We start from the raw sequence: 12,502 nt of genomic DNA, 5'->3' as shown, positions 1-12,502 counted from the left end.
CGCGTGAAAAACTTCGAGGATCTTTTCGCGGAACTGACCACCAAAGCAGCCGAGCGTCCGGCCGGTTCGGGCACGGTGGATGCTCTGGACAAGGGTGCGCATTTCATCGGCAAGAAGATCCTCGAAGAAGCCGGTGAGGTGTGGACCGCCTCCGAGTACCAGTCCGACGAGGAACTCGCCGAGGAGATGAGCCAGCTGATCTACTGGACGCAGGTGATGATGGTTCACCGCGGCCTGACCCCGGACGACATCTACAAATACCTCTAATAGGAGCCCTGACACCCCCATGATCAAGATCGCCGTGCCCAACAAGGGCTCCCTGTCCGAGGCTGCGACCGGCATCCTCAAAGAAGCTGGCTACAAGGGCCGCGGATACACCAAGGCTCTCAACATTGTCGATGAAGCCAACGGAGTCCAGTTCTTCTTCCTGCGCCCGAAAGACATTGCCATTTATGTCGCCGGAGGCCATCTTGATCTGGGCATCACCGGTCGCGACCTGATGCTCGATTCGCGTGCGGACGTCGAGGAGATCCTCGACCTCGGTTTCGGCGGCTCCACCTTCCGCTTTGCCGCCCCAGCCGATGCGGCTGAGAGCATGACCATTGCAGATCTTGAGGGCAAGCGCCTGGCGACCTCCTACCCGCACTTGGCGGCCGACTACCTCGCCGACCGTGGCATTAACGCTGAAGTGATCCGCCTCGACGGCGCAGTAGAGATCGCCATCAAGCTCGGCGTGGCCGATGCTATTGCCGACGTGGTCTCCACCGGTGCCACGCTGCACCAACAGGGGCTTGCCCCGTTCGGGGAGCCGATTGTGGCAAGCGAGGCAATCGTGGTCAAGCGCACCGGGCGCGAGCTGACCGTAGAAGATGAGATCGTGCTCTCGCGCATCCGCGGTATTCTCACCGCGCACAACTTCGTCATGCTCGACTACAACGTCTCGCGCGACAATCTGCAGTCCGCGGTGGACATCACCCCGGGGCTGACCGGGCCGACGGTCTCCCCGCTGCAGCGTGAGAACTGGGTCGCCGTGCGCGCAATGGTTCCGCGCAAGGAAGCGAACCTACTCATGGACCGTCTCGCCGCAGCTGGCGCTGAAGCAATCCTCGCCTCGGAGCTCAAGATCGCGCGAATCTAAATCTGGCTACACTGGGCACGTATGGGCTACAGAACAGAAGAAGATTTGCTCGGTACCGTCGACGTTCCCGACGAGAAGTACTACGGCGTGCACACGATGCGCGCGATCGACAACTTCCAGATCTCGTCCGCCAAGATCCAGGACTACCCGGATTTCGTCCGCGGCATGGTCATGGTGAAGAAGGCCGCCGCGATGGCCAACCGCCGTCTGCACACCCTGCCGAAGGACAAGGCTGACGCGATCATCGCCGCATGCGACCAGATTCTTCACGACGGCCGGTGCATGGACCAGTTCCCCATCGACGCCTACCAGGGCGGCGCGGGCACCTCGGTGAACATGAACACCAACGAGGTCGTGGCCAACCTTGCGCTCGAGCTCCTGGGTCACCCGAAGGGTTCCTACGACGTCATCAACCCGAACGACGATGTCAACATGTCGCAGTCCACGAACGACGCGTACCCGACTGGTTTCCGCCTGGGCCTGCACCAGTCATTCCAGGGCCTCATCGAGGAACTGGATGAACTGCAGAAGGCGTTCCGTTCCAAGGGCGATGAGTTCCACGACATCCTCAAGATGGGCCGCACCCAGCTGCAGGACGCTGTCCCCATGACTCTGGGCCAAGAGTTCACCGCCTTCGGTGCCAATCTCGCGGAGGAGCAGGACCGACTGCGCCAGGCAGCGGACTCGCTTTTGGAGATCAACCTGGGCGCCACCGCAATCGGCACCGGCGTGAACACTCCGGGCGGCTACCGTGACCAAGTCACCGCCGCTCTGCGCGAGGTCACTGGCCTGCCGATCTCCACCTCCCCGGATCTCATCGAGGCAACGAGTGACACCGGCGGTTACGTCATGGCTCACTCCGCCCTGAAGCGCGCAGCCATGAAGCTGTCGAAGATCTGCAACGACCTGCGCCTTTTGTCCTCTGGCCCGCGCGCTGGCCTGAATGAGATCAACCTGCCGGAGCGCCAGGCTGGTTCCTCGATCATGCCCGCGAAGGTCAACCCGGTCATCCCCGAAGTGGTCAACCAGGTGTGCTTCAAGGTGTTCGGCAACGACGTCACCGTCTCTATGGCCGCCGAGGCTGGCCAGCTCCAGCTCAACGTGATGGAGCCGGTCATCGCTCGCAGCTTGTTCGGGTCCATCTCACTGCTGCGCAACGCCGCGAAGACGCTGCGTGAGAAGTGCGTCACTGGCATTACCGCCAACAAGGACGTCTGCCAGGGTTATGTGGAGAACTCCATCGGCATCATCACCTACCTCAACCCGTTCATCGGCCACCACAATGGTGACCTGATCGGCAAGGAGGCCGCCGAGACGGGCCGCGGTGTGCGCGAGCTCGTGCTGGAGAAGGAGCTTCTCGACGAAGAAACCCTCGACAAGATTCTCTCCAAGGAAAACCTCATGCACCCGGAGTTCCGCGGCAAGCTCTACCTGGAGTGAGACGCAAACGGGGGTTAGCCTCGCCACAATCCGCCTCTGACCGCTCTACCAGCCTGGTAGGGCGGTCTTTTGCGTCGCATACTGGAGGTATCGCAACTCAACAGAGCTCTCACTGTGCTCGAGAAAGGACCCCGTTGTGCTGTTAGTCCTTCAGCTCATCATCCTCTTCGGCGCCATCATTTTGGGCGCCCGCCTGGGTTCCATCGCTATCGGTTTCGCCGGAGGTTTGGGCGTTATCGCGCTCGGCCTGACCGGCATGCAGGTCACTGCCGAAGACATTCCCTTCGATGTCATCGGCATCATCATGTGCGTCATCGCTGCGATTTCAGCGATGCAGCTCGCCGGCGGAATGGACTACCTGGTGTATCTGGCGGAGAAGTTCCTCCGCCGCGACCCGAAGCGCGTGACGTTGTACGCGCCGATTGTCACCTGGCTCATGACCGTCCTAGCCGGAACCGGCCACACCGCGTTCTCCACGCTGCCCGTCATTGTGGAGGTGGCGAAGGAGGGCAAGGTCCGGCCGTCGCGCCCCCTGACGGTGGCAGTCATCGCTTCCCAGATGGCCATTGTCGCTTCACCGATCTCGGCCGCAGTGGTCTTCATGGCAGACCTGCTTGAGCCTCACGGCGTGGGTTACCTGCAGCTGCTCGGTGTGATGATTCCTGCAACGTTCCTGGCCATCTTTCCCACGGCATGGTTGGCCAACCGAATGGGCAAGGACCTTGTAGACGACCCTGTTTACCGCCAGCGACTCGAGGAAGGCTTGGTCAAGCCTCCCGCCTCGCAGACCGGTTACGCACCGACAAAGGGCGCGAAAACATCTGTGATCATTTTCCTTGTCGCCATTGTCGTAGTCATGGTGTACGCGACGATCATTTCCGATCAAGTCGGTCTCATCGCAGAACCCACGATCCCGCGCAATGAGGCGATCATGACCATCATGCTGGCGGCCGCGGCCATCATTCTCATGGTGACAAAGCAGCACGCCGCGCAGGTCTTGAACACCCAGGTGTTCCGCTCCGGAATGTCGGCCGCGGTCTGCGTGCTCGGTGTCGCATGGCTGGGCACCACCTTCATTAACCACTACATCGACGAGATTCAGGACATCTCCGGTAACGTGCTGCAATCGCAGCCGTGGCTGTTGGCGGTCGTGCTCTTCTTTGCGGCATCTCTGCTGTACTCCCAGGCAGCCACCGCGAAGGCGCTCATGCCAGCGGCTATTGCCATTGGAGTTAGCCCGCTGACTGCAGTCGCCGCGTTCCCGGCAGTGTCCGCGCTGTTCGTCTTGCCTACATACCCGACTCTGCTCGCGGCAGTGGAGATGGACGACACCGGTTCCACGCGGATCGGAAAATACGTCTTTGACCACCCGTTCATCATTCCGGGCACAGTGTGCATCATTCTCTCCGTCCTGTTGGGTTACGGTTTCGGTGCGGTGCTGATATAGGGCGCCTACGCTGGGAGGTATGAACGCTCCTACCACTGACGTCGCTATTGCCCAAGCCCACACACTCGAACCGATCGGGGACATCGCCGCGAAGGCCGGTGTGCCCGACGGTGCACTCATCCCGTACGGCAGAAACATGGCGAAGGTGGATGTCAGTGCGCTTCAATCGGCGGGCCGCGACCACAAGAATGGAAAGCTCATCCTCGTCACCGGTGTGTCGCCGACCCCGGCTGGCGAAGGCAAGTCGACCGTCCTGATTGGTCTGACCGACGCATTGGCGCAGCAGGGCCACAACGCCATGGTCGCTCTGCGTGAACCGTCGCTGGGCCCAGTCATGGGTATCAAGGGCGGTGCCGCCGGTGGTGGTTACTCGCAGGTGGTGCCGATGGAAAACATCAACCTTCACTTCACCGGTGACTTCCATGCGATCACGTCGGCCAACAACACGCTTGCCGCGATGATCGACAACCACATCCAGCAGGGCAACGAGCTGGGAATCGATGCCCGGCGCGTGACATGGCAGCGCTGCTTGGACGTCAACGACCGCTCCCTGCGCAACGTGGTCACCGGGCTCGGTGGCCCAGCCTCTGGTGTCCCAGCCCAGACCGGCTTCACCATTACCGCGGCCAGCGAGATCATGGCTGTGCTCGGTCTCGCCACCGACCTCGAAGACCTGAAAGCGCGGCTGGCGCGGATCACCATTGGCCTGACTTTCGACGGGAATCCTGTCACCGCCGGTGATCTCCACGCCGAAGGTGCCATGGCAGCGCTGCTCAAGGAAGCTCTCAACCCGAACCTTGTGCAGACTCTCGGGGGTACACCAGCGTTCATTCACGGCGGCCCGTTTGCGAACATTGCGCACGGCTGCAACACCCTCATCGCCACCCGCACCGCGCAGCAGTGCGCCGACATCGTACTCACCGAGGCGGGCTTCGGGTCTGACCTGGGTGCAGAGAAGTTCTTCGATATCAAGGCCGCATACGGGAACTTGGATGTCGCCGGCGCAGTGATTGTGGCGACGATTCGTTCGCTGAAGTACAACGGCGGCATCGACAAGCAGAAGCTCACGGACGAGAACCTTGAGGCGCTCAAGGCGGGCGTGGTCAATCTCGAGCGCCACGTGGAGAACGTGCGGAAGTTCGGTGTCACGCCAGTTGTCGCGCTCAACCTGTTCGCGTCCGATACGCAGGCCGAACGCGACTTCATGCGTGAATGGGCCGACACATTCGGCGTCGCCCTGGAGGAAGCCGAGGTGTGGGCGAAAGGCGGCGAAGGAGCCCAGAAACTGGCCACAACGCTGTTGGACAACCTCACCGAAGGCTCGTCGAAGACACTGTATGACCCTGCCGATGGGATTGAGAATGCTATCGAAACCCTCGTCCGGGAGATTTACCGCGCCGACAAGGTGCAGTACTCGGTCAATGCACAGCGCGACTTGAAGACGATCAAGGACAACGGCTGGGACACCCTTCCGGTGTGCGTCTCAAAGACCCAGTACAGCTTCTCGGACGACCCAGCTGCGCTTGGTGCACCGGAGGGACACACATTGCACGTGCGCAAGCTCATCCCACGCACCGGAGCTGGCTTCATCGTCGCTCTGACCGGCGACGTGATGACCATGCCGGGGTTACCCAAGGTGCCCGCCGCCAACAATATCGACGTCGACGCCACCGGCACCATCAGCGGGCTGTTCTAAACCTCCGGAACAGAATCAGCTGCAGACCCCGGCCATCCGGGGTACTCCGGCGGTGTCCCACCGTAGATCGGGCACAGGGCTTGGAACGAGCACCAGTTGCACAGCTTCGACGGCTTTGGGCGGAAGTTGCCGGACTGCCCGTCGGATTGAATCTTGTGCCACAGGTCGCCCAGATCGCGCTCGAAGAATTCGAGTTCTTCCCGCGATGGGGCAAGGAAGAGCGAATCGATCACTTTGAGGTACATCAGCCTCAGCTGGTGCGGAATCGTGCCGAACATGCGCCAGTACACCAGCGCATAGAAACGCATCTGGAACTTTGCTTCGTCAGAGAAGCGGGGCGAGGGCTTCTTGCCCGTCTTGTAGTCGACAACACGGATTTCACCCGTGGGCGCAATGTCCACGCGGTCGATGAACCCGCGCACGGGAACACCGTTCGGCAGCACGGCATCGACGTACATTTCTTGGGCGTGTGAGTCGAAACCGTGCGGGTTCTCCATCTCGAAGTAGCCGCGCAGCAGGGAACGCGCCGCGACGAACAGGGCGTACTCGTCGGCAATGGGGTCGGCGCAGGAAGAGTCGTCGATAAGCATCTTCTGCCATGCCGGCTTGATGCGCTTCACCGCGGCGGGGTAAGTCCGCTCCTCGCGGGGCCAGGCGTGCATCTCCTCGAGAACAGCATGCACAAGCGTGCCGGTGACCTGCGCTTCCGTCTTCGGTTCCGGGATCCGGTCGATCGCACGGAGGCGATACTTCAGCGGGCATTGCAGGTAGTCGTTGGCGCGCGAAGGGGAGAGGGCAAGCGGTTTCATCGTGCCCACCATTCTAAGGTGGAGCCATGAACCTCTCCGAATTCATCGCAGCAAGCCCAAGCGCGTTCCATGCCGCCGCGAACGTCCGCGACGAGCTGGTGGCCGCAGGCTTTCCCGACGACCAGATCCTCGTCCACGGCGGCGCCGTGATCGCATGGTGGATCCCGGAGAACCCGAACCCGCGTTTCCGCATCATCGGCTCGCACACCGACTCGCCGGGGCTGATGCTCAAGCCAGACCCCGACTTCGTCCGTGAGGGGTTCCGCCAGCTCGCCGTTGAAGTCTACGGCGGGCCGATTCTGTCCTCGTGGTTCGACCGCGAGCTCACCTTCGCCGGGCGTGTGTCGCTTATCGACGGCTCCACCCACCTCGTATCCACCGGCCCTATCGCGCGAGTACCGAACCTAGCGATCCATCTCTACCGCGGTGACGCGCCGGAGATGGACAGGCAAGTGCACATGCAGCCGGTTATGGCTGTGGACCGGCCGTTCATGGACGTCGTGGCTGAGCAGCTCGGTGTGAAGCCGGAGGAGATCATTGCGCACGAACTCATCTCCGCTGATGCTCAGTCCCCGGTCGTGATGGGCGATGTCATGGCTGCGGGCCGCTTGGATAACCTGTCGAGTGTGCACGCGTCGCTGCAGGCCATGGTGCGCGCGAAGGATGAGGCGAAGGACGTGATCGTCCTCGCCGCATTCAACCACGAGGAGGTCGGCTCGGCCTCGGCCACCGGGGCGGGCGGGCCGTTGCTCGAGCGGGTGCTCACACGCGTTGCCCGCGATCTGGGTGACCCGCTGGATATCTTCGCCGAGTCGACGATGATCTCGGCTGATGCCGCCCACGCTGTGCACCCGAACTATCCGGGCAAGCATGACCCGACCCACCGTCCGTTGATGAACCGCGGGCCGGTGCTGAAGATCAACGCGAACCAGCGCTACTCCTCGGACGCGGAAACGGAAGCGACCTGGATCCGTGCCTGCCGCAACGCGAACGTGCCGGTGCAGACGTTCGTCGGGCACAACGGGGTGCCATGCGGGTCGACGATCGGCCCGATTGCCTCGACGCGCCTAGGCATCCCCACTGTTGACGTAGGCGTGCCGCTGCTATCGATGCACTCTGCCCGCGAGTTGGTCGGCGTGCAGGACCAGGCCTGGTTCGAGGATGCGCTGTCCGCCTTCCTGCGTGGCGACTGCTAGAAAGGACTCCCATGTATTCAGGCCCATTCCGCCCCGGCGACAAGGTGCAGCTGACCGACGCGAAGCGCCGCCACTTCACCATTGAGCTCGTCCCCGGCGCGACGTACCACACGCACAAGGGCGGCATCTCCCACGACGACATCATCGGCGCCGACGAAGGCTCCGTGGTGAAGTCCTCCAACGGTGCCGACTATCTGTGCTTCCGCCACCTGCTCGTGGACCAAGTCCTGTCGATGCCCCGCGGCGCGGCGGTTATCTACCCGAAGGACGCCGGCCAGATCCTCGTCGAGGGCGACATTTTCATGGGTGCCCGCGTGCTGGAGGCTGGTGCTGGCTCCGGTGCGCTGACGATGTCCCTGCTGCGCGCAGTCGGCCCGGAAGGTCACGTGTTCTCTTACGAGATTCGTGATGATCACTTGGCTTTTGCCGAGGACAACGTCGACGATTACTTCGGGCAGCGCCCGTCCTGGTGGACCCCGCGCCTGGGCGATTTCGGCGAGGTGACCCAAGAAGACCTCGGTGGTCCCGTCGACCGCGTCATTTTGGACATGGTGGAGCCGTGGCACTTCATCGATACGGTGAAGGACATCCTCATCCCGGGCGGGGTGTTCATGACGTACGTGGCCACAGTGCCGCAGCTGATGAACATCGTCGAAGGTATCCGCGAAGCGAAGTGCTTCACCGAACCGCGCTCCTGGGAGACCCTCCTGCGCGAATGGAAAGTCGAGGGCCTGGCCACCCGCCCGGAGCACCGCATGAACGCGCACACAGCGTTTTTGGTGTGGACCCGCAGGCTTGCCGACGGTGTCACGCCCCCTCGTCCGCAGCGTCGAGCCCGCAGATAAGCTGGAGTCATGAACGATGCCGACCTCCGCGAGCTGAAACAGCAGAACCAGGCTCTCTCCGCGCGCAATAAGCAGCTCGCGGAGATGTTGAAGGTCTCCCGCGACAAGCTCAAGGACCTTTCCGCGCAGGTCGACGCATTGTCCGAGCCGGCGTCGACGTACGGCATCTACCTCGCCCCAGCGCGCCGCGGACAAGAAGCTGAAGTGTTCACGTCCGGCCGACGGATGCGTTTGAAGGTCTCGCCGCATATTGAGCCGGGCACGCTCACTCCGGGTGGACTTGTGCGCCTCGGCGAAGGGTCGATTGTCGTGGAGGCGGCCGGTTTCCCTAAGGCCGGTCAGCTGGCAACCCTGTCGGAGAAAATCGGGTTTGACCGCGCCATCGTCGCTGACATGCAGGGCGCGGAACAGGTCGTCCAGCTTGCCGAGAATGTTCGCGCCAAGGCCCGCGCAGGCGACACCGTGCTTATCGACGCAAAAGCGGGCTACGCCTTCGAAGGCATCCCCAAAACTGAGGTCAACCAGCTATCCCTCGAAGAGATTCCCGACGTCACCTACGCCGACATCGGCGGCCTGCGGGACCAGATCGAGACGATCCGGGATTCTGTCGAGCTGCCGTTCACGCACCCGGAGCTGTACAAGGCCTATAACTTGAAACCGCCGAAGGGGCTGCTGCTCTACGGCCCGCCCGGTTGTGGAAAAACGCTGATCGCCAAAGCGGTCGCTAACTCGCTGTCCACTCGCATCGGTGACGGGGGAGCGGCGCACTTCCTCAACGTCAAGGGCCCGGAGCTGCTGAATAAGTACGTCGGCGAGACAGAGCGCCGCATCCGCCTCATCTTCGAGCGAGCCCGCGAACTCGCCGGCGAAGGACGGCCCGTCATCGTCTTCTTCGACGAAATGGAGTCGATCTTCCGGACCCGCGGCTCCGGTGTGTCCTCCGACATGGAAACGACCGTCGTCCCGCAGTTGCTCACGGAGATCGATGGAGTGGAAGACATCGCCAACGTCATCGTCATCGGCGCCACCAACCGGGAAGAACTCATCGACCCGGCGATTCTGCGGCCCGGCCGCCTAGACATCAAAATCCGTGTCGACCGTCCCTCACGCGAGGAGGCCCGCGAGATCTTCGCCCGCTACATCACCGACGATGTTCCGCACGCGGAGGAGGTGGAAGATCTGGTGAACGCGGGCGTCGATAAGCTCTTTGCCCCGCGTCCTTTCGTCCAGCTCACGCTTGTCGACGGCACCACCGAAACCCTCCACTACTCCGACTTCGTCTCCGGCGCGATGATCGCCAACGTCGTCGACCGTGCGAAGAAGCTGGCTATTAAGGATGAAATTTCGGGCGCGGGTTCGGGAGTTTCCGTCGAGCACGTGCGCACCGCAGTTCGTGCAGAGCAGGACGAGAGCGAGGACATGCCGAACGTGTCCAACCCGGACGAATGGGCGCGCATTTCGGGCCGCACCGGCAAACGAGTCGTGGCTGCTGAGGTGCTGTAGGTGTCCGGGGTCGTGCTTCAAAGAGCCGAACTGCTAGCAAGGGTCCGTAGGACAATGTCGAAGTCGTGGTCACTGAGGTGCGCGAAGCTCATGATCAATCCTTCCGTGCGCCCATCACGGCTCGACCACAACGACTCGAGGCGGCCGCACTCGATCCCATGTGACCGAAGCTTGTCAGCGAATTGGTTCCGGTGGGCAGGTGAGTCGAAGTTCAGTGTGAGATCCACTCCGTTCGACTCGGCCATTTCGTTGACGTGTGCACCGCTGGCCTCGAGCGCCGGAACGAGATCAGTGTGGATGATCGCCCGCCGACGTGCCAAACGGTTACGGACGGCTTTCGTGTTCCGGCGAACATGCCCGTTCTGAAGCAGACGCGCGACGGCCAGCTGCGTGACCGCGGATACGGGCATACCGAGGACCTTCCGCGTCTGCTGCACGCCTTCAGCGAATGCTGGGGGAGTGACTACGTACCCGGCAGAAAGGTTGCGGCTCAGCAACGTCGAGAAGGTACCCAGCGTGAACACGTCGGCCTGGTGATTGAGGGCGGCCAGCGGAGGTTGCGGGGCAAGGCGGTAGCGCAGCTCAGCATTGAAGTCATCCTCGATGAGAGCTGTACCCTTCTCATGCGCCCACGCGAGCAGTTCGGACCGGCGGGCAGCCGGCATCGATGCACCGAGCGGGTACTGGAAAGCGGGAGTGACCAGAAGAGCATCCAATTTGTCGGGCAAGAGTTGGACGTTCACGCCGTACTCATCGACGGCGCATGGGACCGCGTTGTGCCCGGTGGTTGGAATGACGCGGCGGAGGCCTGGGTGGCCAGGGTCCTCGACCCCCACCCGGAGATGATGCTGCCGCCTGGCGAGAGTGAGCAGAATCAGCATGAGGCCTTCGCGTGACCCGCCGGTGACTACGATTCGGTCCTCAGTCACCGCCAGTCCGCGGGCCAGACGGAGGTGCTCTGCGATCGCCCTGCGGAGCTCGGGTTGTCCTGCAGAATCGACCACGATGGACGGTTCAGCTGCTGCCTCCCGCCACGCTTGGCGCCATGCGGCGGGACGTACTGCTCCGGCGTGCCCGGACGACGGCTTCAAAGAAATGAGCTTTCGCGGTTGCTCAACTTTTGGCCGAAAAGGTGGTGCATCGATGCCACTAGGTGCACCCGCCGGCAGATCGGGATGCACGCGCGTCGGTGAACCCTGCGAGGCCAGCAAGTACCCTTCGCTGATGAGCTGGTCGTACGCCGTGACGACGCTACCGCGTGAGATCCCGGCCAGTCGCGCAAGCTCGCGTGTCGACGGCACCTCATCCCCGGGCTGCAGTTCTCCTTCGGTGATAGCCGTCCTGATGGCGGTTGCGACTTGCGCGGGGAGTGGAGTGGGGAGGTCGCGGGAGACGTCGATAAGCATTGCTCGAAGGTGACTGGTCCAAAGAATCTAAATCAAACTGGCACTAGGAATCTACCAGTGGGAGGGCAAGACTAGTGCTATGACGTTTTCCACGAACCTCTCTAAAGCTGAGTTGACCGAGTCCTTCAAGGGCGGAGTGATCATGGATGTGGTCACGCCCGAGCAGGCGAAGATCGCCGAGAACGCCGGCGCTATCGCTGTGATGGCGCTCGAGCGCGTGCCCGCCGACATTCGCGCCCAGGGCGGTGTTGCCCGCATGTCCGACCCGGACCTTATCGAAGGCATTCTCGGTGCCGTTGACATTCCCGTGATGGCCAAAGCTCGTATTGGCCACTCGGTGGAGGCCAAGATTCTCGAGCACCTCGGTGTTCACTACGTCGACGAGTCTGAGGTGCTCAGCCCGGCGGACTACGTCAACCACATCGATAAGCGCGGCTTCGACGTGCCGTTTGTCTGCGGCGCGACCAACCTGGGCGAGGCACTGCGCCGCGTGAACGAGGGTGCAGCAATGATTCGTTCGAAGGGCGAGGCCGGCACCGGTGATGTATCCGAGGCCACCAAGCACCTGCGCACTATCAAGAGTGAGATCGCTGGCCTGCAAGCACTGTGGAACGGCAACCGCGATGAGCTCTACGTTGCCGCCAAGGAACTGCAGGCGCCGTACGAACTGGTTGCCTACGTGGCCGAGCACGGCGCACTGCCGGTACCACTCTTCGTCGCCGGTGGCGTATCCACGCCGGCCGATGCGGCCCTGATGATGGAACTGGGTGCCGACGGTGTCTTCGTCGGCTCCGGCATCTTCAAGTCCGGCAACCCGGAGGCCCGTGCAGCTGCTGTGGTGAAAGCTACCCAGAACTGGAACGACATCGCTGCTGTCACCGAGGCGTCCCGCGGTCTCGGCGAGGCCATGGTCGGCATTAATGTGTCTGACCTGCCGGCTCCGCACCGTCTTGCCGAGCGCGGTTGGTAGCCAGCAATAGATCTTTAGTATCGCCTTTCAGGCGTTTAGCCAACTGGCGAAC

11 protein-coding genes are annotated in these 12,502 nt (G+C 62.4%); 9 read left to right on the top strand and 2 right to left on the bottom strand.

All coding sequences use genetic code 11. The features are described from left to right. The first annotated feature begins 3 nt into the window (after positions 1 to 3). From KBX07_RS01960 to KBX07_RS01940, 5 genes are all read left to right on the top strand, one after another. A complete protein-coding gene (locus KBX07_RS01960) occupies positions 4 to 267 on the top strand; it encodes a phosphoribosyl-ATP diphosphatase (protein WP_256022781.1) in 264 nt (87 codons plus the stop codon). Between the two features lie 19 nt (positions 268 to 286). Further along, complete coding sequence (gene hisG, locus KBX07_RS01955) at positions 287 to 1,138, top strand: ATP phosphoribosyltransferase (RefSeq protein WP_256022779.1); 852 nt, start codon at positions 287 to 289, stop codon at positions 1,136 to 1,138. A 21-nt stretch (positions 1,139 to 1,159) separates the two neighbouring features. Then, on the top strand, positions 1,160 to 2,578 hold the full coding sequence (gene aspA / locus KBX07_RS01950) for an aspartate ammonia-lyase (RefSeq protein ID WP_256022778.1): 1,419 nt from the start codon (positions 1,160 to 1,162) through the stop codon (positions 2,576 to 2,578). Between the two features lie 136 nt (positions 2,579 to 2,714). Then, on the top strand, positions 2,715 to 4,025 hold the full coding sequence (locus KBX07_RS01945; RefSeq protein WP_370686997.1) for an anaerobic C4-dicarboxylate transporter: 1,311 nt from the start codon (positions 2,715 to 2,717) through the stop codon (positions 4,023 to 4,025). Between the two features lie 19 nt (positions 4,026 to 4,044). After that, complete coding sequence (locus KBX07_RS01940) at positions 4,045 to 5,721, top strand: formate--tetrahydrofolate ligase (protein WP_256022776.1); 1,677 nt, start codon at positions 4,045 to 4,047, stop codon at positions 5,719 to 5,721. On the opposite strand, the gene KBX07_RS01935 is transcribed toward KBX07_RS01940, so the two are convergent. Continuing rightward, entirely contained in the window at positions 5,718 to 6,530 is an 813-nt protein-coding gene (locus KBX07_RS01935) for a RecB family exonuclease (protein ID WP_256003702.1), read from the bottom strand. The two genes, KBX07_RS01940 and KBX07_RS01935, sit on opposite strands and share 4 nt — an antisense overlap. Positions 6,531 to 6,556: 26 nt before the next feature. Between KBX07_RS01935 and KBX07_RS01930 the strand changes: the two genes are divergently transcribed. From KBX07_RS01930 to arc, 3 genes are read left to right on the top strand one after another with little or no spacing between them, the layout of a single operon-like run. Then, complete coding sequence (locus KBX07_RS01930; RefSeq protein ID WP_256022774.1) at positions 6,557 to 7,726, top strand: M18 family aminopeptidase; 1,170 nt, start codon at positions 6,557 to 6,559, stop codon at positions 7,724 to 7,726. An 11-nt stretch (positions 7,727 to 7,737) separates the two neighbouring features. Continuing rightward, the gene (locus KBX07_RS01925) at positions 7,738 to 8,571 is read left to right on the top strand and encodes a tRNA (adenine-N1)-methyltransferase (RefSeq protein ID WP_256022772.1); all 834 of its coding nucleotides are present in this window, start codon (positions 7,738 to 7,740) and stop codon (positions 8,569 to 8,571) included. 9 nt (positions 8,572 to 8,580) lie between these two features. Continuing rightward, entirely contained in the window at positions 8,581 to 10,074 is a 1,494-nt protein-coding gene (gene arc / locus KBX07_RS01920; protein WP_256022771.1) for a proteasome ATPase, read from the top strand. Positions 10,075 to 10,091: 17 nt separating this feature from the next. Here the strand turns inward: arc and KBX07_RS01915 are convergent, their stop codons facing one another. Then, a complete protein-coding gene (locus KBX07_RS01915) occupies positions 10,092 to 11,480 on the bottom strand; it encodes a PLP-dependent aminotransferase family protein (RefSeq protein WP_256022769.1) in 1,389 nt (462 codons plus the stop codon). A 79-nt stretch (positions 11,481 to 11,559) separates the two neighbouring features. On the opposite strand from KBX07_RS01915, the gene pdxS reads away from it, so the two are divergent. Beyond that, positions 11,560 to 12,450, top strand: a complete 891-nt coding sequence (pdxS, locus tag KBX07_RS01910; protein ID WP_005290152.1) for a pyridoxal 5'-phosphate synthase lyase subunit PdxS — start codon at positions 11,560 to 11,562, stop codon at positions 12,448 to 12,450. Positions 12,451 to 12,502: the final 52 nt, after the last annotated feature.

It is taken from the genome of Corynebacterium sp. CCUG 70398 (assembly GCF_024454055.1).
In the GTDB taxonomy this organism is placed as follows: Bacteria; Actinomycetota; Actinomycetes; order Mycobacteriales; family Mycobacteriaceae; genus Corynebacterium; species Corynebacterium genitalium.
The sequence above is the reverse complement of the archived record's forward strand: the minus strand, read 5'-3'. Positions and strand labels throughout refer to the sequence as shown.